This is a genomic window from Streptomyces mesophilus (assembly GCF_011044995.1).
In the GTDB taxonomy this organism is placed as follows: Bacteria; Actinomycetota; Actinomycetes; order Streptomycetales; family Streptomycetaceae; genus Streptomyces; species Streptomyces mesophilus.
In genome coordinates, this window is the sequence record NZ_JAAKZW010000135.1 from 1 (window position 1) to 22,110 (window position 22,110).

A 22,110-nucleotide genomic window follows, 5' to 3' on the forward strand; every position below is an offset into this window, starting at 1 on the left:
GTCCGGGGGGTCCGGGGCGTGCGGGGCCTTCGTGCCTCGGCCCCGGGACAAACCCTTCGTGTCCCGGCCCCGGCCCGGAATCGAGCCCGGCCCGTTCGGCGAAGCGCTGGATCAGGCTGGAGACGGTGCGCGTGGTCGCGTCGACCGCGAAGTCGATCGCACCGGTCAACGGCCCGTCGCCGCGCGCGGGTTGCTGCGCCGTCGACACCTCCTCGCGCGCCTGCTGCTCGCGGTCGGCCGCGAGGAGGGTCCCGCGCAGCGTGTCCAGATCCCCGGTCCTGCCCTGTCGTACGAACACGACCTCCACCGGCAGCGCGTCCATCTCGCCGTCCAGCCAGCGCACCAGACGCCGGCGCAGACCCGGATCGGGTTCCTCGCCGGCGGAGGCGCGCACCGGCCGGGCGATGTCGCCCGCGACCGCCCGTACACCCGTGACCGTGATCCCCAGCTCCTCGAGTCCGAGTTCACGCTGGATGGTCTCGGTCGGGATCAGCGAGGCGTGGTCGAGCCGGTCCGCCGGGTGCGTGGTGCCGCGCCGCCCGAGCCGGTGGGTGAGCAGCCCGATCACCTTGCCGGAGCGGCCGTGCACGACACCGGCGCCGCTGTAGCCGTGCCGTATGGGGACGTCCTCGATGTCGAGGGCGACCCAGCCGGAGGCGGGCCGGGGACCGCTCGCCGGGCGGCTCGCCCCGGCCAGGCTCTCCGGGTCGCCGAGCCCGAGCAGGACGGTCTCGGCGAGCTCGCCGCCGAGCAGATCGGAGGGGTATCCGGTGACCTGCACGGGGGCGCCGCGCGCGGGGATCTGCCGGTGCAACTGGGCCGGTTCCACACCGTCTTCGGGCTCCCGCTCCAGTTCGAGCAGGACGAGATCGCCGCCGCGCCCGGCCCGCGGCGGAATCAGCCGCCCCTCGACCACCCGCGCACGGAGGGGCTCGGCGGGCCCGGGCGCGCCCGGGAAGTCGACGTACAGATCCTCGTAGGGGCGGCCGGAACTCGGCTCCGCAGGCAGGACGGCATGGCCGCAGCTCACCACGTACCGCCGGTGCAGCAGCACACCGGCGCCCAGGGGCTCGGTCCGCCCTTCGGCCCGGAACAGCCGGACACGCCAACTCTCCTGGCCGGGCGTCGAGTTGGGTGTGCGGCGGGATGTCCCCATGAGGCTCAGGGTATCGGCGGGCGGGGGGTCCGGGCATGGTCACGTAGGGTGCGGTGGTGGTGAAAGGTGGCCCGTACATGACGCGCACGGCACGTATCGACTCCTTCGACCCGCTGGTCGTGCGCCTGCGGGCGGCGGGCTGCGTCTTCGCCGAGGAAGAGGCCGCGCTGCTGATGGACGCGGCCTCCTCGCCCGGGGAGTTGGAGTCCATGGCGGTGCGCCGTATCGCGGGCGAACCCCTGGAACAGGTCGTCGGCTGGGCGGAGTTCGCCGGTCTGCGCATCCTCCTCGACCCGGGCGTCTTCGTCCCGCGCCGCCGTACGGAGTTCCTCGTCTCGGTGGCGCTCGGGCTGCCGCTGGATCCGGCCCCGGTGGTCGTCGACCTGTGCTGCGGCTCGGGCGCGGTGGGCGCGGCGCTGCTGTCCGCGCTGCCCGGATGCGACCTGTACGCGGCCGACATCGAGCCGGCGGCGGTCGCGTGCGCCCGCCGCAACCTCCCGCCGTCGCGGGTGTACGAGGGCGACCTGTTCGCACCGCTGCCGACCGGACTGCGCGGCCGGATCGCCGTCCTGGCCGCGAACGTCCCCTACGTCGCCACCTCGGACATCCCGTTCCTGCCCGCGGAGGCCCGCGACCACGAGCCCCTTTCGGCCCTCGACGGCGGAGACGACGGTCTCGCGGTGGCCCGCCGCGTGGCCCGGGGCGCGCGGGAGTGGCTCGCTCCGGGCGGCCATGTCCTCATCGAGGCCACCGAGGCCCAAGTCCCGCTCGCCGAGCGGGCGTTCACGGATGCCGGGCTCTCGGTGCGCGTGGCGGTGGACGAGGAGTGGGAGGCACGGGTCGTGGTGGGCACCGCCGGGCCCGTCCGGGGGCAGTAACCCCTAGTCCCCGCCCGCCGACGCCCCGGCTCAGTAGCGCTGGGCTTTGACGATCTTCGCGGTCAGCTGAGGCTCGACCGGCTTGCGGCTGATCGCGAGCGGCTGGGCCCGTTCGCCGGGCGCGAGATCCTGCGCACCGACGATGCGGGTCTCGACCACCTTGCCGTCGGCGTCGCTGAAGTCGACCTGCACCGCGTACGAGGCCGGGGCGTCCGTGCGGTTGCGGATGGTGACGACATGCGCGCGGACCCCGTTGGTCTCGGACAGCGGTTTGCCGGTGAGGCCGACCTCGGACATCGCGTTGCCCTGGCCCTCGGCGCCGTCCAGCTGCTCCTCGAACTCCTGCCGGGTGCGTTCCGTGGCGTCCGAGACGGACTCCTCGAACGCGGACGCCCGGGCCGATGCGGACGCTTCGGCGGCCGAGGCCGAGGCCTTCACCTCGGCCTTCATCGACTCCGCCGCGGAGGCCATGGGGGAGGGCGGCTCCCCGGAGAAGTTCTCGGTGGCCGGAGGGCTCGCCCGGTTGCTGAAGGTCGCGGCGGCGTCACCGCTCCCTTCGGCGCCGCAGCCGGCCAGAACCGCACCGGTGAGAGCGACGGAGGCGACCAGGGCGACCCGGCCGCGGCGAGGACCGGCGGGAAATCCGGCTGAGCTCATGGAACTGGCCTCCTGCTCGGACGAAGCCGAACCCCCAGGCCGTGGGGCCCGACAGATCCAGGATCCGCGATGAGCGCGAGGTCGGCCATCGCACAGCGCTCCGGGCCGCCGCTCCAAACCTTCCAAAACCGGGGCCGCCGCCCCGAACCGTCCAAAAGATGCCTACGGCCAGAAATGCGGCAAAAGTATTCATACGGGTCTGGTGCGCCGGGAAGGACGTCATGTCACAGGTCACCGACGGAGCGGGCACCCAGTCGTCCGCGGCCGTGAAGTTGTCGCTGTTCACCCTGACCACGATGGTGATCGGCTCCATGGTGGGCGCCGGCGTGTTCTCGCTGCCGCGGCGCTTCGCCGAGGAGACCGGGGTGGCGGGCGCGCTGATCGCCTGGGCCATCGCGGGCACCGGCATGCTGATGCTGGCCTACGTCTTCCAGTCCCTGGCCGTACGCCGCCCCGATCTGGACGCGGGCGTCTACGCCTACGCGAAGGCCGGCTTCGGCGAGTACCTCGGCTTCTTCTCCGCGTTCGGCTACTGGGCCAGCGCCTGCGTCGGCAACGTGACGTACTGGGTGCTGATCATGTCGACGGTGGGCGCGATCTGGCCCGCCCTGGGCGACGGCGACACCGCCCTGGCCATCGTGCTCTCCTCGGCCGGCCTGTGGGCGTTCTACTTCATGATCCGGCGCGGGGTGAAGGAAGCCGCGGCGATCAACAAGATCGTGACCGTGGCGAAGATCGTGCCCATCCTGGTCTTCATCATCCTGGCGCTGTTCTACTTCGACCCCCAGGTGTTCGCGGACAACTGGGGCGGCGCCGACTACGCGGGATCCCTGTTCAACCAGGTCCGCGGCACGATGCTGGCCACCGTCTTCGTGTTCCTCGGCGTCGAGGGCGCGAGCGTCTACTCGCGGCACGCCAAGAAGCGCTCGGACGTGGGCCGGGCGACGATCCTCGGTTTCCTCAGCGTCTTCGCCGTCTTCGCGTCCGTCGTGGTCGTCTCGTACGGGATCATGCCGATGGAACAGCTCGCCGAACTGCGCCAGCCGTCCATGGCGGGAGCGCTCGAGGCGGCGGTCGGCACCTGGGGCAAGGTCTTCATCAGCATCGGCCTGATCGTCTCCGTGCTGGGCGCCTATCTGGCGTGGACGCTGATGTCGGCCGAAGTCCTGTACGTCGCCGCCAAGGACGACGACATGCCCCGCTTCCTGGGGCGCGCCAATCACGCCGACGTACCCGTGCCCGCGCTGATCATGACGACGGCGCTCTCGCAGATCGTGCTTGTCGTCACCGCGTTCTCGGACGACGCGTTCAACTTCGCGCTCGACCTCACCAGCGCCCTGTCGCTCATCCCGTACCTGCTTGCCGCCGCCTTCGCGGTGAAGATCGGCACGCGGACCGACCCCCTCACGGCCGGCGGCGGCAGGACCTCGAACCGCGAACTCACCATGGCCGTCATCGCGTTGGTGTACACGGCGTTCATGCTCCTCGCGGCCGGCCCGAGGTTCCTGCTCATGTCGTTCATCCTGTACGCGCCCGCCACGATCCTGTTCGTGATGGCCCGCCGTGAGCAGGGCCGACGCCTCTTCTCGCCCCGTGAGCTCGTCATCCTCGCCGTCTCCGTCATCGGCGCGGTCATCGGCGTCATCGCGCTGGCCGCGGGCTGGATCAGCCTCTGACATCGCACCGCTCCCCGCCCCCGCGCACTCCTCCCAGAGAGGTCACCATGACCGGTCCGAGCACTCCGCCCCAGGCCTACGGCGTCCACTCCGAGGTGGGACGTCTCCACAAGGTCCTCGTCTGCGCTCCGGGACTCGCGCACCGCAGGCTGACCCCGACCAACTCCGACGACCTGCTCTTCGACGACGTGATGTGGGTGGAGAACGCCCAGCGTGACCACGCCGACTTCGTCAACAAGCTGCGCCAGCGCGGCGTGGAGGTCGTCGAACTGCATGAGCTGCTCGCGCAGACCATGGCCATCGGCGAGGCGAGATCCTGGCTGCTCGACCGGAAGATCGTGCCCAACCAGGTCGGCGTCGGCCTCATCGAGGACACCCGCGCCTTCCTGGAGACCCTGGAGCCGCGCCAGCTCGCCGAGTATCTGATCGGCGGCCTCGCCACGACCGACCTGCCGGACGAGTTCCGCTCCGGATACGTATCGCTCGCGCGTGAATCGACCGGCGTACGCGAGTACTTGATGCCTCCGCTGCCCAACACCCTCTACACCCGCGACACCACCTGCTGGCTGTACGGCGGCCTCACCCTCAACCCGCTGTACTGGCCCGCGCGCCACGACGAGACCCTGCTGATGAAGGCGGTCTACCAGTTCCACCCGGACTTCGTGGGCTCGCGGGTGTGGTGGGGCGACCCCGAGAACGACTGGGGGCAGGCCACGTTCGAGGGCGGCGACATCATGCCCGTCGGCAACGGCGTCGTCCTCATGGGCATGAGCGAGCGCACCTCGCGCCAGGCCGTCACCCAGGTCGCCAAGGCCCTGTTCGAGAACGGGGCCGCCGAGCACGTCATCGTCGCCGGCATGCCCAAACTCCGGGCCGCGATGCACCTGGACACCGTGTTCACCTTCGCCGACCGGGACATCGTCACGCTCTATCCGAAGATCATGGACTCGGTGCACACGTTCTCGCTGCGCCCGAGCGACAAGGCGCCGGGCCTCGACATCACCGACGAGGGAAGTACCCCCTTCGTCGACGTGGTCGCGGGGGGCCTGGGGCTGCCGCGGCTCCAGGTCATCGAGACGGGCGGCGACGTCTACGCCTCCGAGCGCCAGCAGTGGGACAGCGGCAACAACGCCGTCGCCCTCGAACCGGGCGTCGTCTTCACGTACGACCGCAACACCCAGACCAACACACTGCTGCGCAAGGCCGGGGTCGAGGTCATCACCATCGTCGGCGCGGAACTGGGCCGCGGCCGCGGCGGCGGCCACTGCATGACCTGCCCGATCATCCGCGAGCCGGTCGCGTTCTGACGTCGAGGCACTCCTGAGCACTCCGAGCCGAGGCTCCCCAGAGCACTCCGAAAGGCCGTACCCATGGATTCCGCCCACAGCAGCGGCGCGCTGGCGAAGCTGCGCCAGCCCCGCCCGTATCCGGCCGTGTCCCTGCTCATGCCGACCCACCGGCGAGAGCCCGACAACGCCCAGGACCCCGTACGGCTGCGCAACCTCCTGGCACAGGCCCGCGACCTGCTCCACAACGACCCGGCCGTGACCCGCGAACGGCGTGCGGACGTCCTGGACCAGCTGGAACAGGCCGCAGCGGAAGTGGACCTCGTCCACGCACGGGACGGCCTCGTGATCTACGCGGCGCCCGGCGAGCACCAGGTCTGGTCCGTGGCCCGTGAGGTGCCGGAGCGCGTCGTGCTCTCCGACACCTTCCTCACCCGCAACCTCGTCGCAGCCCGCGCGGCCGCACAGCCCTTCTGGGCGCTGGCCGTGGCGGCCGACCGGGTCTCGCTGTGGAGCGGCGAGGGCGAGCAGGTCACCGAGCACACGGCGGACGGCTTCCCGATGGAGCGGAGCCTGGAGGACCCCGACGCGGAGCGCAAGGAGCGCATCGGCGATCTGCCGAGCACCTTCCGCGACGAGCAGACCCGCCAGTTCCTGCGCCAGGCGCACGAGGCGCTGCGCGTGGTGCTCGCTTCGTACCCCCGCCCGCTGTATGTGATCGGCGGGTCCGCGGCGCTCTCCCTCCTGGAGGAGATCGGCCCGCTGGGCAAGGACACGACGACCGTGCAGCAGGAGGGCCTCGCCGCGGGTCCGGCCGCCCAGGTGTGGCGGGCCGTCGAACCGCTGCGGGCGGACAAGGCGGCGGCGGACCGCGCGGCGACCGTCTCCGAACTCGACGCGGCCCGGGGCCGGCGGGAGTTCGCCGGCGGTCTCGACGAGGTCGCCCAGGCCGCGCGGGACGGCCGGATCCGGCTGCTCGCGGTCGAAGAGCACTTCCGTGCCGTCGTACGCGATTATCTCGACCATCTGGAACCGGCCGAGCCCACCGACCTCGACGCCCGCGACGACATCGTGGACGAGCTCGTCGAGCAGGCCCTGGAGACCGGAGCGGAAGTGCGCTTCGTCCCCGACGGCACCCTGTCGGACGCGGGCCGGATCGCCGGCGTCCTGCGCTACTGAGCCGCGCCGACCAAGCACCAGGAGCACCCCATGGCCCGCAATCGCTGTCTGATCCTGAGCTCGCCGCCGGAGGTCTGGGACCTGCTGTCCAGCGGCCCGCGCTACGGGGAGTGGGTCACCGGAACGCAGCAGGTCCTGGCCGCCGACCCGCACTGGCCGGACGTCGGCGCCCAGCTCAAGGTCCGGGTGGGCATGGGTCCGGTGACCCTCGACGACACCAGCACCGTCCGCGTCTGCGAACCGCTGGAGCGCCTCGAACTCGAGGCGCAGGCCGGCCACTTCGGTGCGGCCCGTATCGCCATGAAGCTCATCCCGTGGGGCGAGAACACGCTCTTCATCCTCGACTGGCACCCCATCCGGGGCCCCGGCAGCCGGATGCACGGCATGCCCGTCGACTACCTCGTCAAGGTCCGCAACGGCATGATGCTGACGAAGCTGGCCCGGATCGCCGAGCGCGAGCACAGCGACGCCGCTTGATCTTGAAACCCCTCGCCGGCCTGGGAGTTCAAGGCGACGGACGTGCCGTGATGTGCGCCCGCAGCCGGTCGGTGTCCTGGTCCGTCCAGCCCTCGCGCGGCACGATCGCCGCCCAGGCGTCCACGGGCGCCGCCCCGTACCGGTGCCCGTGGGGCGCCTCCACGCCGTACGAGACGGCCATGTCGATGGTGGTCTGCCAGAAGGTGACGAGGGGGAACCAGCGGATCGCCGGGGTGATGTCAGGGCCCAGCGGAGCCCGCAGCCACTGCGGCCGGTGCAGGAGAAGGTCGCTCGACCACCACACGACCGGGTCGGAGGCGTTCTGCAGAGAGACGACCCGCGGGTCCCCCCAGGCGGAGGGCGGCTGCTCCAGGTCCTGCGGGATGAACTGCCCGACGCGTACGTTCCGGCCCGCGTCGAGGACGGGGCGCCAGACGGGGCTGCCGGACTCGCGGTGGTCCCGGATCTCCTGCGAGATCGGCGCGAAGTTCGGCGTACCGACGAGCAGGGCCCCGTCCGTACGGTTCAGGAGGTCCCGCAGGCCGTCGAAGGAGGACTCGATGGCGAAGCCGCCCAGGCTCTCGCCGGTCACGACGAGCTTGGGCCGGTCCTCCTTCGGCAGCGCGGCCACCTTGGCGAGCACCGCCTCGACGAGGGTGCGGGTGGCCTGGCCGGCCCGTTCCTTGTCGACGAGGAAGGAGACCCAGCTGGGGAGGTAGGAGTACTGCACCGCGACGGTGGCGGTGTCACCGTCGTGCATGTACTCAAGCGGCTCGACGACATCGGCGTTCACCCACCCCGTCCCCGTGGTCCCGGCGATCGTGAGCACGTCCCGGTCGAAGGCACCCGTGCGCTCCAACTCCCTTACGGCGAGCCGGGCTTTGGTCTCGTACGGGGTGTCGCTGCCGAAGACCTCCGGCACCGACGCGCTGACGTAGACGCGGACCGGGTCCTTGGCGGGCCTGCCGGTGTACGCGCCGATCCGCTCCTTGGTCAGCGCGGACCCCGCGAAGACACGCCCCTGGAATCCGAGGTCCTGCCAGGAGATGAGCGATCCGGGACCGCCCGACACGAGCGGGGAGTCCGGTGGCCGGATCCCTTCCCTCGTACCGCCGTTGGTCGCGTACGCGATGCGGTCCGCGAGCCCGATGACGCCGCGCTGGAAGACGACATCGCGCAGTCCCACCGTGACGATCAGCGCGCTGAGCACGGCCCCGACGGCGATGGCCACCGGCAGCGGCACGTAGCGGTGCAGCCTGCGGATCAGCGCCCGCGTCCCGAGCCGGATCCCTCGGGCGCACAGCAGCAGGAGAGCCCACAGGACGAGGGCGATCAGCATGATCGCGGGCACATGCCAGGTCAACGAGGGCGGCAGGCCCTGGAGTTCACGCAGCCGGATCTGCGCGTGGGCGCTGCGGGTGATCAGCCACACGGTGAGGACAAGACCGAGCACCCAGTACGCCTGCCACAGATGCGCCCGTACGCGCTCGGTGGGCCGGCGGGCGGACAGGGCCCGCCACAGGGTGCTCGCCACCGCGCCGAACCCGTACCCGATCGCCGCGCTGATCCCGCCGACCACGCCCTGGAGCAGCCAGGGCCGGGGCACGAGCGAGGGGGTCAGGGACAGCCAGAAGAAGACGGTCGCGCAGCAGAGCGCGGTGAGGTCCGGCCAGCGTCTGACCAGGTAGGAGCTGTCGGGCCGGTCCCAGTACGGCTCCTTGGCGATACGGGCGAGCCGCTCCCGGACGGTGGCCCAGCGCGGCATGGCGCGGTGCATGAGCTCACGCTAATCGAGCACCGGACGGTCGGCCCTTCGGGCGGGCCGGGGCGACCACGTGCGCTCGCCCGGGCCCGCCAAAGGGCTCACGATGGGCAGGTCAGCCCTTGTCCGTGCAGGTGAGCATGTGGGGAGGCCGCACCTCAGTGCCGTACGGTCCGCAGCCCCGGCGCCGGTCGCTGCGGCGTCCCGTCCCCACGTCGACGGCCGTCGCGGCGGTACTCGTCGTCCTGCTGCTCACCAACGTCGCCGCCCACCAGTGGTCCCAGCCGTGGACGCTGCTGCTCTCCCTCGCCGCCACCGGGGTGCTGCTCGCGCTCATGTACTGGTCGGGCGGCCAGTGGTCCGAGGTGGGTCTCGCGCGCGACACGCTCGCCCGCGGACTGCGCTGGGCGCTCGCGCTGATCGGCCTCGTGGCCCTCGTCTATCTGGCCGGCGCCCTGCTGCCGTTCACCCGGCAGTTCTTCACCGACCAGCGCACCGGCGGGGCGAGCGGCGGCGAGGTGGCGGTGCGCGTCCTGCTCACCGTCCCGCTGGGGACCGTACTCCTGGAGGAAGTGGCGTTCCGGGGTGTTCTGTACGGGCTGATCCTGCGCAGCCGCGGGCCGCTGGCCGCGACCTTGATCTCGTCCGGGCTCTTCGGCGTCTGGCACATCCTGCCCTCGCTCGGACTCGCCGACGCCAAGCCCGCCCTGGGCAGCGCCTTCGGCGACACCCTCCTCGGCATGATCCTGATCGACGCCGGTGCGGTGCTGTTCACGGCCGCGGCGGGCTGCCTCTTCTGCGAACTGCGCCGCCGCAGCACCAGCCTGCTCGCACCCATGGGGCTGCACTGGGCCACCAATGCCCTCGGGCACCTCTTCGGCTTCCTGCTGAGATGACCAGGAGGCCGTGAGCAGCGCGCGTCCGCCTCCTTGAGGCCCGTGCTACATCCGGCTCAAAGAAGCCGCAGCGGACAGCACATCTCTGATCGCCTCCCGGTCCCCGTCCTGACCGGCCGCGGCCTCCTGCGGCAGCACATGCCCCGCCGCGAGTCTGCAGAACTCCACGCCGTCCAGGGCGACATGGGCCACCTCGTGATCGGCGGAGCCCACCGCGCCCGGTGAGTCCAGGGCGATCAGCCACTCGCCGCCGCCCGAGCCCTCGACCTCGAGCCGCAGGCTCCGGCCGGGGGAGCCCGCGCGGACCAGGCTCTTGGGCGGTGCGGCACGTCCCTCGCGGCGGCGTTCGGCCAGGGCAGAGGGCAGCATGCGGGCCGCGAGGTCGATCATCCGGTTGAGGTGGCGCGGCGCCGGCGGCTGGTACGGGTAGTCGACCGCGTCCGCGATGTCCCCGGCGTGCACCCAGCACTCGAAGGCGCGGTCCACCAGGGAGTCGCGCAGCGGGAGGCTGAACGCCCCGTACGGCACCGAGAGTTGGCCGGATCCGCCACCCGCGAACGACACCGTCCGCACCAGGGCGTGCGACTGCTCCCGCCACGGCATCCGCACCGTACGGGTCGGCGGGAAGTGCGAGGCCTTCCAGTACGTCTCGGTCCGTGCCCGCGGCGTGGGCTCCTCGGGCGCCAGCTCCCCGAGCGGATCCTCCAGGCCGAGCGCGACCGCGACCAGACCGTCCACGGTCAGCAGATGCGCGATCACCCCGGCGACGGTGGTCCGCCGGTTCACGGGGCGGTCGCTCTCGCCGTCGTACCACTTCAGACGTACGGGCGCGTGCCACTCACCGTCGCCGATGTCCTGGAGCAGCGCGTCAAGGCGCGCCGTCTCCGCGTCGTACGCGACGGCCCAGTCCGGTACGGGTATCCGCGGCGGCCGCTTGTCGAGGCAGCCGGCCAGGACCCGCGAGCGCAGCCCGGGATCGAGGTCGAGGCTCTCCTCCGGCTGAAGGAGTCCCACCGCGTCCCGCAGCCGCAGCGCCTCGTCGGCGCACGGGCCGCAGGTGCCCAGGTGCAGCTCGACCGCTTCCGCCTCCTCGGGCGCGCAGGCCGCGAGGGCCCAGGCGCCGAGCAGCGACTTCAGTACGTCGTGTTCGAGGACCGGGGGCGGTGGAGCCTCCGGTTCGGGCAGGGGCAGCCCGCTGTCCTCGACGGACTCGCGCGGGGACGGTATCCGCGCCTGGGACGAGGCCCCCGAGCGCTCGTCGTCCCCCGGGCGGCCTTCGCCCGGGCCGAACGGATCGGGATTCATGTGGCTCTCCCGTACCCCTGGCGCCAGGGACTGCCGCCGTTCTTCCGGTCGTTGGCCGAAGACAGGAGCTGCAGCCCGAGGCGAAGGCGGCGGCGCGCCTCGTCCTCGGTGACGCCGAGGTCGGCGGCGGTCTGGCGGTAGTCGCGGCGCTGGAAGTACGCGAGCTCGAGTGCGGCGCGCAGCGGCGCGGGCATCGACGTCACGATGTAGTCGGCGCGCGCGGCCGCCGATGCCTCGCGCACCTTGCGTTCCAGGTCCTCGGCGCTGCCCTCGCCGCCCTCGGCGAGCGCCGCCGCGCCTTGCTTGCGCAGCCGCTGCACGGCCTGGCTGTGGGCGAGCGAGGCGATCCACGAGCGCATCGAGCCCTGCTTGGGCTCGTACGCCTCCGGGTTCTCCCAGACATGGGCGAAGACTTCGCGGGTGACCCGGTCGGCGGCGTCCTCGTCGTCGAGTACGCGATGGGCGAGGCTGTGGACGAGCGAGGCGAAGCGGTCGTAGAGCTCGCCGAGCGCCGCGGCCTCCCCGCGCGCGAGCCGCTGCTGCATCCTGCGGTCCCAGCGGGGTGGTGCGTCCTTCGCCATCAGGCCCCCTCCGCCTTGCTTCCCTGAGCTTCGAATGTAGTCGCAGGCGCGGTCCGCGTACGCCCCTTTGCGGCAATGTGCGCCCACGCGCGGGCCGGGGATGGTAACGAATGCGTCACCTTCCCTTGCGCAGAGCAACTGAACGAACCTGATCGAAGTCGTTCCAGATAGATCGAATCCGGCGAATTGTGATAGGGCTTTCCTGTGTTTCAGCAGGAAGGTGCGGGGCAGCCGCGAGAACAGGAAGCGAAGGAAGTGCTTCCGGATCTTCGGGGCTTCCACTTCTCCGAGGCTGTACGGGGCCAAAGCCCGGACGAGCGAACGAGAGGCATGGCGTGACGCTCAAAGTGACCGAGGCAGAACGGGGCGGCTGGGCCGTCATCCAGGTCAGCGGTGAAATGGACCTGGTGACCTCCCCCACCGTGCGCCAGCGTGTCCATGAGGCGGTCGCCGACGGCCGGCGCAACGTCGTGCTCGATCTGTCCGAGGTCCTCTTCTGCGACTCCTCGGGCGTCGGCGTCCTGATCGCGTCCCGCCGGCTGCTGCGCTCCTGCTCGGGCCGGCTGCGCCTGATCCTGCCGGCCCGCGGCGCCGAGGACGGCTCCCACGTCAACCGGGTCCTCGCGGCCCTCGGCGTACGCCGCCTCTTCGAGGTCTACCCGGACGCGGTCTCCGCCTCCGACGACGCGGCCCAGCCGCTGTCCGCGTAGCGGAAGTTCAGCCGAGGTGCCCTTTGGCCTCTGCCACGAACGCATGGATCTGCTGCTTGGCCTCGACACGACGCACGTCGAACTCCGCTTCGTCGCGGGCCTGCTTGATGCGTCCGACCACTTCGAGGACCGCCTCCGCCCGACGCACCAGTTCGGGCCGCTCGGTGACGAGCTGCACGCGGAACAATGCGTCGTACGCCTCGTTGCGCAGATCGAAGGCGCGGGCGCGCATGGCGGGCTCGCCTTCGTCGAAGGGCTTGCCGCGGTCGAGCAGCCAGCGTTCCGTCTGCGCGCGCCGCAATGCGACCAGCGCCGCCGCGAACGCCGTGTACGCCTCCATCCGCTCCTGCCGCAACCGCTCGGCGCGCGAGAACACTTCGGCGCGCCGCAGCGAGCGGGCCTGGAAGAGATGCGAGACCCCGACGCCGAGCAGAGTTCCCAGCACGGCTATGACACTGGTGACTGCCTCCATACGCACAGTCGATCACGCAGACACACACCGCTGCGGCATGTCGCAGATTCTCAATAGTCCTGATACGGAGGTGAACTTTTCGGGTGCTCGGCCCATACGCCGACGTACGCTCGCCCCTGACGAGATGGCAACCGCCCCGACCAATCACGAGTGAGGCCGCCGAGATGGAGAGCGCAGAGTACGAGCGCAGGATTGCCGCCCGCTTCGCCAGCTTCGACCAGGACGGCAACGGCTATATCGACCGCGAGGACTTCTCCTCCGCGGCCAAGGCCTTGCTCGCCGAGTTCGATGTGACGGCGCGCTGCGACAAGGGGCAGGCGCTGTACATCGGTGCCGAGGCGTTCTGGCAGGGCATGGCCGGGATCGCGGATGTCGACGGGGATCAGCGGGTGACGCGCGAGGAGTTCGTGACCGGGGCGGTGAAGCGGCTGCGGGACAGCCCGCAGCGGTTCGCCGAGATCGCGCGGCCGTTCCTGCGCGCGGTGGTGGCCGTCGCGGACACGGACGGTTCGGGCGTGACGGTGCCGGCCGCGGAGCGGGTGCTGCGGGTCCTCGGTGTCGCGCCGGACGTGCTCCCGGCGGCCACCACGGCGCTCGACCCGGACGGAACGGGACGCGTCCCTTCGGAGGAGCAGCTGCTCGCCGCGTTCGCCGCGTACTTCACCACCCCGGCCCCGGAGGCGTAGGGCTTCTGTACGGGAGGGGGCGGGTCTCGCACGAGACCGCCCCCTCCCGATGCGGTTCTACGAGAACTGCTCCCGCAGCTTGTACTTGAGGACCTTCCGCAAGGTCTCATTGCGCGGCAGCGCGTCCACCACTTCCAGCTGCTCCGGCAGCTTGTGGGTGGACAGGCCCGCCGCGCGCAGATAGTCCGTCAGCTCGGGCAGCGACAACGACGCGGACCCCGCGCGCTGTTCGACCACCGCACATACCCGCTCGCCCCGCACCTCGTCCGGCAGTCCGATCACGGCGGCGTCGCCCACCGACGGGTGCTCGTGCAGCAGATCCTCGATCTCCTTGGCCGAGATGTTCTCGCCCTTGCGGATGATCACGTCCTTGGCCCGGCCCGTCAGGACCAGATGGCCGGACTCCGTCACATGCCCCAGGTCGCCCGTGATCAAGTACCCGTCCGCGTCGAAGACTTCGGACGTCTGCGCCGGGTCCAGATAGCCCTGGCAGACCGCCTCGCCCTTGAGCCGCACCTCGCCGTCCACCCGGGCCGGCAGCTCCTTGCCGTCCGCGTCCGTGATGCGGAGGGACATGGCGGAGGGCGGCTTGCCCTCGGTGGTGGCGAGGTTGTCGACGGTGTCGTCGGGAGCGCCCATCGTGATCATGGGTACCTCCGTCATGCCGTACCCGTGCGTGAGCTGGCAGCCCATCTCCCGTACGACGGCGTGGTAGATCTCCGGCGGCTTGGGTGCGCCACCGCCCGCGAGCAGACGCAGGGTGGGGATGAGCTTCTCGTCCGGGTTCTTGCGCTGCTCGGTGAGGAACATCGTGTAGAACGCCGTCGACCCGCCCGCGACCGTCACCCCGTGCCGCCGGTATCCGTCCAGCGCGCCCGGCATCGCGAACTTCTCGAAGAGCACCGCCGGGAAGCCGTAGAGCAGCAGCATCACCGTGTAGTCGGGCCCCGCGATATGCGCGAACGGGAAGGCCATCGAGCCCACGTCGTCCGCCGACAGATGCAGCGCGTGCGCCAGGCAGGACCCGCCCGCGATCAGCGAACGGTCCGTGTGCAGCACGCCCTTGGGGTCGGAGGTCGTGCCCGAGGTCCAGTAGATCCAGCGCACCGAGGTGCCCTCAAAGGGCGGCGGGGGCAGGATTCGCGGGTCGCCGTCCGGCAGCGAGTCGTACGCGTCGAAGATGCCGCGCGCGCCCAGGCGGCGGGCCATCTCGTTGTGGTCGAAGTCCCGCCACACACCGGGCGAGGCGAAGAACTCCGCCTTCGACTCCCGTAGCGCGAAGCCGACTTCCTTGTCGCGGTAGAAGGGGATGAGGGGGGTCTGCGTCGCGCCGATACGGGCGAGCGCGGCGGACAGGAGCACCGTCTCGATACGGGTGGGCAGCTGCCAGGCGACCACCGTGCCCGGACGTATCCCCATGCCCCACAGGCCGGCCGCGACCCGCTCGGAGCGGTCGCGCAGTTCGGCGAAGGTGAGCGTGCGGTCGTCCGCCGGGTCGGCCTCCGCCTGGATGAGCACGCGGCGATCCGGTGTACGGGCCGCGCGGCGGCAGATCAGTTCCCAGAACGTGGGCGCCGAGTCGAGTTGTGCTGCGTCGCTCATCGCGGACCTCCGTAACCCCTGTTCCTGACGGACTGTCAGATTGCCGAGAGCGTATGTCTCCGCGCCTTGTCGGTCCAGAGGTGCGGGAGCTAGCCTCTATCTGACGATCCATCAGAAACGCACCAGGACCAGTCGACGCCCCGTGCGCGTCGGGTGAGGGGACCCCCATGGAACTGCCTCGGATCATCAGCGTCGACGACCATGTGATCGAGCCCGCGCATCTCTTCGAGACCTGGCTGCCGAAGAAGTACCAGGACCGCGGCCCCAAGCCGCTCACCGCCGGAATCGGTGAACTCGCCTACGTGGCAGGCAAGTACCAGATCACGATGGACCCGGACGGCCCGCCCACGGACTGGTGGATCTACGAGGATCTGAAGTTCCCGTACAAGCGCAATATCGCCGCCGTCGGCTTCGACCGCGACGAGATGACCCTGGAGGGCATCACCCGGGCCGAGATGCGGCGCGGCTGCTGGGACCCGAAGGCGCGCCTGGAGGACATGGACCTCAACCACGTCGAGGCCTCCCTGTGCTTCCCGACCTTCCCGCGCTTCTGTGGCCAGACCTTCGCGGAGGCCCACGACAAGGAGGTCGCGCTCGCCTGCGTGCGCGCCTACAACGACTGGATGGTGGAGGAGTGGTGCGGTGACAGCGGCGGCCGCCTGATCCCGCTGTGCATCATCCCGCTGTGGGACATCGACCTCGCGGTCGCGGAGATCCACCGCAACGCGGCGCGCGGCGTGAAGGCCGTGACCTTCTCCGAGATCCCCACCCACCTCGGCCTGCCGTCGATCCACTCCGGCTACTGGGACCCGTTCTTCGCGGCCTGCCAGGACACCGGCACCGTCGTGAACATGCACATCGGCTCCAGCTCCCAGATGCCCGCCGCATCCCCGGACGCCCCGCCCGCCGTCCAGGCCTCGCTGAGCTTCAACAACGCGATGGCCTCGATGATGGACTTCCTCTTCTCGGGTGTCCTGGTGAAGTTCCCGACGCTCAAACTCGCGTACAGCGAAGGCCAGATGGGCTGGATCCCGTACGCCCTGGAGCGCGCGGACGACGTGTGGGAGGAGCACCGTGCGTGGGGCGGGGTCAGGGATCTGATCCCCGAGCCGCCGTCCTCGTACTACTACCGGCAGATCTTCTGCTGCTTCTTCCGCGACAAGCACGGCGTCGCCTCGCTCGACGTCGTCGGCCGCGACAACGCGACCTTCGAGACCGACTACCCGCACGTCGACTCGACCTTCCCCAACACCAAGGAGGTCGCCCTCGACCATGTGAAGGGCCTCGACGACGAGACGATCTACAAGCTGATGCGCGGCAACGCCATCCGCATGCTCGACCTGGACTTCGACAAGGGACTCACCTTCCCCTGGTCGGCGAAGTCCGCAGCGGCCGCGGCTGCCGCGAAGTAGCCCACGGCCATGGACCTCACCTACACGGAAGAGGAAGAGGAGTTCCGGGCACGCCTGCGCCAGTGGCTCGGGCAGGTGCTGCCCGGGCTGGGGCCCAAGCCCGACCCGAACGACTGGCCCGGCCGGCGCACGTACGACATGGGCTGGCAGCGCAGGCTGTACGAGGCGGGGTACGCGGGACTGCACTGGCCCGTGGACGCGGGCGGCAAGGGCGCGACCCCGACCCAGCACCTGATCTTCCTCGAGGAGACGGAGCGGGCCGGAGCCCCGTACGTGGGCGCGAACTTCGTGGGACTGCTGCACGCGGGCCCGACCATCGCCGCCGAGGGCACGCCTGAGCAGAAGCGGAAGTGGCTGCCGCCGATCCTCAGCGGCGACGAGGTGTGGTGCCAGGGCTTCAGCGAGCCCGACGCGGGCTCCGACCTCGCGGCGCTGCGGACCAAGGCCGTGCGCGACGGCGACGAGTACGTCATCACCGGCTCCAAGATCTGGACCTCGCACGCCGAAGTCGCGGACTGGTGCGAGCTGTTGGTGCGCACGGACCCCATCAGCGACACAGTGCCCAAGCACCGGGGCATCTCCTGGCTCGCGATGCCGATGGACGCGCCCGGCGTGACGATCCGGCCGCTGCGGACCCTCGCGGGCTCGACCGAGTTCGCCGAGATGTTCCTGGACGAGGTGCGGGTGCCGGTCGCCAACCGGGTCGGCGCGGAGAACGACGGCTGGCGCGTCACCATGGTCACACTGTCGTTCGAGCGCGGCACCGCGTTCGTCGGCGAGGTGGTCGCGTGCCGCCGTACGCTCATCGCGCTCGCCACCGAGGCCCGCAAGAACGGCCGCTGGGACGACCCGTCCCTGCGCCGCAAACTCGCCTTGCTCAGCGCCGAGTTCGCGGCCCTGTGGCGCCTCACCCAATGGAACGTCAGCGAGTCCGAGGCCACCGGGGGAGTGCCCGGCATCGGCGGCTCGGTGTTCAAGCTGCGCTACTCGCACGCACGTCAGGAGCTGTACGACACGGCCGCCGAGGTCCTCGGCGCCGGTGCCCTCGACCTGGACCACGAGTGGGTGCTCGACCGGCTCTCCTCCCTCTCGTACACGATCGCCGCCGGCACCTCGCAGATCCAGCAGAACATCATCGCCGAGCGCATCCTCGGCCTCCCGAAGGGACGGTGAACCGTGCACTTCCAACTGACCGACGACCAGCGGGCGTTGCAGTCGGGGATGCGCGAGCTGCTCGCCGGACGCTTCGACCGCGACGCCCTGCGCGCCGCCGTGGACGCCACCGTCGACGCCCCCGGCACGCTCGACCGACGGCTCTGGCGGGAGCTGGGCGACGCGGGCTTCTTCGCGCTGCGGCTGCCCGAGGACGAGGGCGGGGTCGGGCTCGGCCTGCCCGAGGCGGTGCTGCTCTTCGAGGAGGCGGGCCGCGCCCTGCTGCCCGGACCCCTGATCGCCACGCACCTCGCCGCGGGAGTGGTGAAGGGAGCGGCGGACGGCAGCGTCGTCGTCACGCAGTCCGACGGGGCGTTGATCGAGTGGTACGAGGCGTCGGACGCGGTGGCCGGCGAGGCGGTCGCGGAAGGCGCCGCTGTGCCGGTCCGCTCCGTCGACCCGCTGACCCCGCTGCACCGCCTCCATGAGCCCGCCACCACGAGCGACCCGCTCGTCGGCCTCCTCACCGCGGCCGAACAGCTGGGCAGCGCGGCCCGTACCACCGAGATGGCCGTCCAATACGCGCGCGAACGCCAGCAGTTCGGCGCGCCCATCGGGTCCTTCCAGGCCGTCAAGCACCTGTGCGCCCAGATGCTGGCCCGCACCGAACTCGCCCGCGCCGCCGTCTACGCGGCCGCCGTCACCGGCGACCTCGCCGACATCGCGGGCGCCAAGCTGCTCGCCGACGAGGCGGCCGTGCGCTGTGCGCGCGACTGCCTTCAGGTGCACGGCGGGATGGGCTTCACCTGGGAGGCCGATGTCCATCTGCATCTCAAGCGCGCCTGGGTGCGCAAGGAGCGATGGGTGTCCGAGGCCACGTTGACGGAACTTCTTGCGGAGCTGCTCGTCGAAGTGGGATGACGCCCGCCAGCTTTCCCCTGAACGACAGCGCTGAGTAACGGAGCAGGGCCACGAACGGGTTGAGTCGCCCGGCCGACTCGTCACGTCACGGAGTCGGGCCCTCGCTCCGGTACGCTCCGTGGGGTGCGAGTGGTCAAGCTCCCGAGCCGTACCGGAGTCGCCTCAGCGGCGGCCCCGGGGGCCGCGATGTCCACCGCTCGCAGCGTCGGGCGCCGTCTCGCGCCCGAGTGTTCGAGCCCCCGCAAAGCGCGTCGCACAGTATGCCGCACGCGTACTCCTTCGCGCTGGAATATGCCCGAAGCGCTTGTTGGGGTGACTGTACGTCAACCATGCTGTTCCGTACGGGGATCACGTTCCGTGACCCTGACGTGGCACGAGGCTGAGCCCCAGCGGTCCCGCCGGATTCGGATGGTGTGAGCGGTGCAGGTGCTTCAAGTTCAGATGGAGGTCGGGGCCGACCCTGCCGAGGTGGGGCGCGCCCGGAGGTGGGCCAGGTCCCGTCTCGCCGTCTGCGGCATAGAGGCGGACGAGCCGGTCGCCGAGACGCTCGTGCTGCTCATCTCCGAACTGGTCACCAACGCCGTGGTGCACACGGGCTGTCCGGCCGTCCTGCGCATGCTCCTGCCCGACGTGCCCGCCGCCTCGGGCACCGTCCGTGTGGAGGTCGCCGACTCCTCCTCCAGAGCGCCTCAGCCACGGGACGCTGACGGGGACGACACGAACGGCCGGGGCCTCGCGCTCGTCGACGGGCTCGCGGACCGGTGGGGCTGGCAGGAGGAGTCCTCCGGCGGCAAGCGGATCTGGTGCGAGGTGGACCGCGGCCCCGACAGTGCCTGTCCGGACGAGCTCGCGCTGCCGGCCGGCGCGGTTGTGCACGCGGTTTGATCTGTCGTGCACGCGGTTTGATCTCCGGCGGAGGCCCCGACTGCCGCTGGACTGCCGTTGGATTCCCCGACATTCCTCGCGATACGTGAGGAAGCGCACCAGTGGGTGTTGACGTGACGTGTCCGTTTGATCACGCTTATGGTTGGCGATTCGCCGCGAGGGGACGTCGAGGGTGTAGATGGGGGTCCCCCCTGCTCGAGCGTAGTCGAGAGCTTGGGGGAGGACTGGCGGCCTTGGCGAGTGCGAGTCGCGCGTCTGGCGTCAGCCCTCAGGGCCAACAGGGCAGTTTTTTCAGCGCCGGAGGCGGTCGGTGGGGCGCCCCCTTGTGCGGCGCGCCCCACCGGCCGGCGGTCCGTGGGTGACCCTCAGAGGATCGCGACCGGGGCCACCGGCGTTCCCGTACCGCCGACGAAGGGTTCCGGCATCGCGGAGAGCAGGAACGCGTAGCGCCGCTCTTGTGCACAGGCTGTGGACAGTTCTTCCAGATTCCAGTTCTGGCCCTGCATCATGCCCATTTCGACCAGATGGAGCCCGTGCACGCCCAGCCACAGGTTCTCGATCTCGGGCGGGAAGATCTCGAAGACCATGGTGTCGTTCGCGACCGCCGCGACATCGCGGGCGTGGAACCACTCGGGCGTACGGATGGACAGACCGGGTGAGGGCGTGGCGTACCCGTGCTTGTCGGACTGGAGATAGAGCTGCATCTGGCCCGTGCGGACCAGGACGATATCGCCGGCGCGGACCTCGACACCCCCGAACTCCTCGGCCTCTTGGAGGTCTTCGGGCGTCACCGCATGATCCCCGGGCAGCCGGTCCACGCCCTTCGCCGCCGCCACATCGAGCAGTACGCCGCGCGAGACGACGTGCCCCGCCTTCTCGATTCCGCAGAACTCGGCGCCGCCGTGGGCCGTGATGGTGTCCGCCGGACGGCCGTTGTAGATCTTGCCGGAGTGCGAGACATGGGTGAGTGCGTCCCAGTGCGTGGCGCACTGCAAGCCCATCGTCACCGCGTCGTCCGTGGTGGCCACCGTCCCGGGGCCGAACATCTCGAAGTTGAGCATCACCATCGTGTGCATCGGGTTCACGCGGCCCGGGATCATGCCCGTCTGCACGCCGTTGTCCTGCAGGTTCAGGGCGAGCGATACCCGCCGGCCGGAACGGATCTCGGCCGCCGCGGCCTTCACCACCTCGTCGGTGATCAGGTTCAGGGTGCCGATCTCGTCGTCGGCGCCCCAGCGTCCCCAGTTGTTGACGCGCTTGGCGATGTCGTGGAACTCGGGTGGCAGACCCATTGCGTTCTCCTCAACTCCATTGCCTGCTGGGGCTTGTGCTCGCGTATCCAGTGCCCTCTAGAATCTAACGGTCCGTCAGAAACCGCGGGAAGGGGCACGACGTGGGGAACTTCTTGGCAGGCAAGGTCGTAGCGGTGACCGGAGCAGGCCGCGGCATCGGCCGTGCGGTCGCGCTCGCGGCGGCCGCCGAGGGCGCCAAGGTCGTGGTCAACGACTACGGGGTCTCGATCGAGGGCGGCGAACCGTCCTCCGAAGTGGCCGAGCAGGTCGTCAAGGAGATCGAGGCGGCCGGCGGTACGGCGGTCGCGGTCGCCGACGACATCTCGACCATGGCGGGCGGCCAGCGCATCGTCGACACCGCGCTCGCCGAGTACGGCCGGATCGACGGCGTCGTCTGCGTCGCCGGGATCCTGCGCGAGCGGATGCTGTTCAACATGTCCGAGGAGGAGTGGGACCCGGTGGTCGCCACGCACCTCAAGGGCACCTTCACCGTCTTCCGCGCCGCCTCCGCGGTGATGCGCAAGCAGGGCGCGGGCACGCTGATCGGCTTCACCTCCGGCAACCACCAGGGCTCGGTCGCCCAGGCCAACTACTCGGCCGCGAAGGGCGGAATCATCTCGCTCGTACGGTCCGCGGCACTCGGCCTGAACAAGTACGGAGTCACGGCGAACGCGGTCGCCCCCGTCGCCCGGACCCGGATGTCGGCCAACGTACCGATGGAGCTCAAGGAGATCGGATCGGCCGAGGACGTGGCGGCCCTCGTCACCTACCTCCTCTCGGACCGGGCCCGCGAGGAGAAGATCACCGGCCAGGTGTACACGATCGCCGGGCCCAAGATCGCGGTATGGGCACAGCCCCGTGAACTGCGGGCCGGATACGCGGACGGCGCGTGGACGCCCGAGAAGATCGCGGACTTCCTGCCGGGCACGGTCGGCACGGACCCGATGCCGATGCTGGCCCAACTCGAGGCAATGGCCGCGGCCGCGGCGGCGAAGGACAGGCCGAATGCGTAGGCAGTCCAGCGGGTCCGGCACACCCAGCCCCTGCGGCGATTGAGCAGATCTTTCAGCCCCGCCGGCGTTTGAGGCGATCCGAACGAAGTTCGGATGAGGGGGTCCGGGGCGC

At 70.7% G+C, this 22,110-nt stretch carries 21 protein-coding genes; 13 read left to right on the forward strand and 8 right to left on the reverse strand.

The features are described from left to right. On the reverse strand, nucleotides 1–1,156 hold a 1,156-nt coding region (locus G6045_RS26335), incomplete at its 3' end, for a trypsin-like peptidase domain-containing protein (protein WP_165334589.1). Between the two features lie 77 nt (nucleotides 1,157–1,233). Here G6045_RS26335 and G6045_RS26340 point away from each other — a divergent pair. Beyond that, entirely contained in the window at nucleotides 1,234–2,034 is an 801-nt protein-coding gene (locus G6045_RS26340) for a putative protein N(5)-glutamine methyltransferase (protein ID WP_165334590.1), read from the forward strand. 30 nt (nucleotides 2,035–2,064) lie between these two features. Here G6045_RS26340 and G6045_RS26345 read toward each other — a convergent pair whose 3' ends face one another. Beyond that, a complete protein-coding gene (locus tag G6045_RS26345; RefSeq protein WP_165334591.1) occupies nucleotides 2,065–2,691 on the reverse strand; it encodes an FxLYD domain-containing protein in 627 nt (208 codons plus the stop codon). 221 nt (nucleotides 2,692–2,912) lie between these two features. On the opposite strand from G6045_RS26345, the gene G6045_RS26350 reads away from it, so the two are divergent. The 4 genes from G6045_RS26350 (at nucleotide 2,913) to G6045_RS26365 (ending at nucleotide 7,309) form a co-directional block, all read left to right on the forward strand. After that, nucleotides 2,913–4,367: a basic amino acid/polyamine antiporter gene (locus tag G6045_RS26350; protein ID WP_165334592.1), complete on the forward strand. Its 1,455-nt coding sequence runs from the start codon at nucleotides 2,913–2,915 to the stop codon at nucleotides 4,365–4,367. A gap of 47 nt (nucleotides 4,368–4,414) precedes the next feature. Continuing rightward, nucleotides 4,415–5,674 (forward strand): arginine deiminase, encoded by a 1,260-nt coding sequence (locus G6045_RS26355; protein ID WP_165334593.1) that lies wholly within the window; start codon nucleotides 4,415–4,417, stop codon nucleotides 5,672–5,674. A gap of 63 nt (nucleotides 5,675–5,737) precedes the next feature. After that, on the forward strand, nucleotides 5,738–6,832 hold the full coding sequence (locus tag G6045_RS26360; RefSeq protein ID WP_165334594.1) for a baeRF3 domain-containing protein: 1,095 nt from the start codon (nucleotides 5,738–5,740) through the stop codon (nucleotides 6,830–6,832). A 30-nt stretch (nucleotides 6,833–6,862) separates the two neighbouring features. Continuing rightward, entirely contained in the window at nucleotides 6,863–7,309 is a 447-nt protein-coding gene (locus G6045_RS26365; protein WP_206344195.1) for an SRPBCC family protein, read from the forward strand. A 28-nt stretch (nucleotides 7,310–7,337) separates the two neighbouring features. On the opposite strand, the gene G6045_RS26370 is transcribed toward G6045_RS26365, so the two are convergent. Then, nucleotides 7,338–9,086: an alpha/beta hydrolase gene (locus G6045_RS26370; protein ID WP_165334595.1), complete on the reverse strand. Its 1,749-nt coding sequence runs from the start codon at nucleotides 9,084–9,086 to the stop codon at nucleotides 7,338–7,340. A 146-nt stretch (nucleotides 9,087–9,232) separates the two neighbouring features. On the opposite strand from G6045_RS26370, the gene G6045_RS26375 reads away from it, so the two are divergent. Beyond that, a complete protein-coding gene (locus G6045_RS26375) occupies nucleotides 9,233–9,967 on the forward strand; it encodes a CPBP family intramembrane glutamic endopeptidase (RefSeq protein ID WP_328707900.1) in 735 nt (244 codons plus the stop codon). A 45-nt stretch (nucleotides 9,968–10,012) separates the two neighbouring features. On the opposite strand, the gene G6045_RS26380 is transcribed toward G6045_RS26375, so the two are convergent. Together G6045_RS26380 and G6045_RS26385 are read right to left on the reverse strand one after the other, a co-directional pair. Then, entirely contained in the window at nucleotides 10,013–11,272 is a 1,260-nt protein-coding gene (locus tag G6045_RS26380; protein ID WP_165334596.1) for a zf-HC2 domain-containing protein, read from the reverse strand. Next, nucleotides 11,269–11,853 (reverse strand): sigma-70 family RNA polymerase sigma factor, encoded by a 585-nt coding sequence (locus G6045_RS26385; RefSeq protein ID WP_165334597.1) that lies wholly within the window; start codon nucleotides 11,851–11,853, stop codon nucleotides 11,269–11,271. Before G6045_RS26385 ends, G6045_RS26380 begins: the two co-directional genes overlap by 4 nt. Nucleotides 11,854–12,188: 335 nt before the next feature. On the opposite strand from G6045_RS26385, the gene G6045_RS26390 reads away from it, so the two are divergent. After that, nucleotides 12,189–12,563: an STAS domain-containing protein gene (locus G6045_RS26390; protein WP_165334598.1), complete on the forward strand. Its 375-nt coding sequence runs from the start codon at nucleotides 12,189–12,191 to the stop codon at nucleotides 12,561–12,563. A gap of 7 nt (nucleotides 12,564–12,570) precedes the next feature. Here the strand turns inward: G6045_RS26390 and G6045_RS26395 are convergent, their stop codons facing one another. After that, nucleotides 12,571–13,035, reverse strand: a complete 465-nt coding sequence (locus G6045_RS26395; protein ID WP_165334599.1) for a hypothetical protein — start codon at nucleotides 13,033–13,035, stop codon at nucleotides 12,571–12,573. Nucleotides 13,036–13,199: 164 nt separating this feature from the next. On the opposite strand from G6045_RS26395, the gene G6045_RS26400 reads away from it, so the two are divergent. After that, a complete protein-coding gene (locus G6045_RS26400; RefSeq protein ID WP_165334600.1) occupies nucleotides 13,200–13,721 on the forward strand; it encodes an EF-hand domain-containing protein in 522 nt (173 codons plus the stop codon). 57 nt (nucleotides 13,722–13,778) lie between these two features. Here the strand turns inward: G6045_RS26400 and G6045_RS26405 are convergent, their stop codons facing one another. Continuing rightward, nucleotides 13,779–15,323 (reverse strand): class I adenylate-forming enzyme family protein, encoded by a 1,545-nt coding sequence (locus G6045_RS26405; RefSeq protein ID WP_165334601.1) that lies wholly within the window; start codon nucleotides 15,321–15,323, stop codon nucleotides 13,779–13,781. Between the two features lie 167 nt (nucleotides 15,324–15,490). Between G6045_RS26405 and G6045_RS26410 the strand changes: the two genes are divergently transcribed. The 4 genes from G6045_RS26410 (at nucleotide 15,491) to G6045_RS26425 (ending at nucleotide 19,693) form a co-directional block, all read left to right on the forward strand. Next, a complete protein-coding gene (locus G6045_RS26410; RefSeq protein ID WP_165334602.1) occupies nucleotides 15,491–16,735 on the forward strand; it encodes an amidohydrolase family protein in 1,245 nt (414 codons plus the stop codon). Between the two features lie 9 nt (nucleotides 16,736–16,744). After that, nucleotides 16,745–17,908, forward strand: coding sequence for an acyl-CoA dehydrogenase (locus tag G6045_RS26415; RefSeq protein WP_165334603.1), 1,164 nt, complete (start codon nucleotides 16,745–16,747; stop codon nucleotides 17,906–17,908). A gap of 3 nt (nucleotides 17,909–17,911) precedes the next feature. Beyond that, nucleotides 17,912–18,808: an acyl-CoA dehydrogenase family protein gene (locus tag G6045_RS26420; RefSeq protein ID WP_165334604.1), complete on the forward strand. Its 897-nt coding sequence runs from the start codon at nucleotides 17,912–17,914 to the stop codon at nucleotides 18,806–18,808. Nucleotides 18,809–19,228: 420 nt separating this feature from the next. Further along, a complete protein-coding gene (locus G6045_RS26425) occupies nucleotides 19,229–19,693 on the forward strand; it encodes an ATP-binding protein (protein WP_165334605.1) in 465 nt (154 codons plus the stop codon). Nucleotides 19,694–20,058: 365 nt separating this feature from the next. Here G6045_RS26425 and G6045_RS26430 read toward each other — a convergent pair whose 3' ends face one another. After that, a complete protein-coding gene (locus G6045_RS26430) occupies nucleotides 20,059–20,985 on the reverse strand; it encodes a cyclase family protein (RefSeq protein WP_165334606.1) in 927 nt (308 codons plus the stop codon). Nucleotides 20,986–21,086: 101 nt separating this feature from the next. Here G6045_RS26430 and G6045_RS26435 point away from each other — a divergent pair, with 101 nt between their 5' ends. Further along, a complete protein-coding gene (locus tag G6045_RS26435; RefSeq protein WP_165334607.1) occupies nucleotides 21,087–21,998 on the forward strand; it encodes an SDR family NAD(P)-dependent oxidoreductase in 912 nt (303 codons plus the stop codon). The last annotated feature ends 112 nt before the right edge of the window (nucleotides 21,999–22,110 follow it).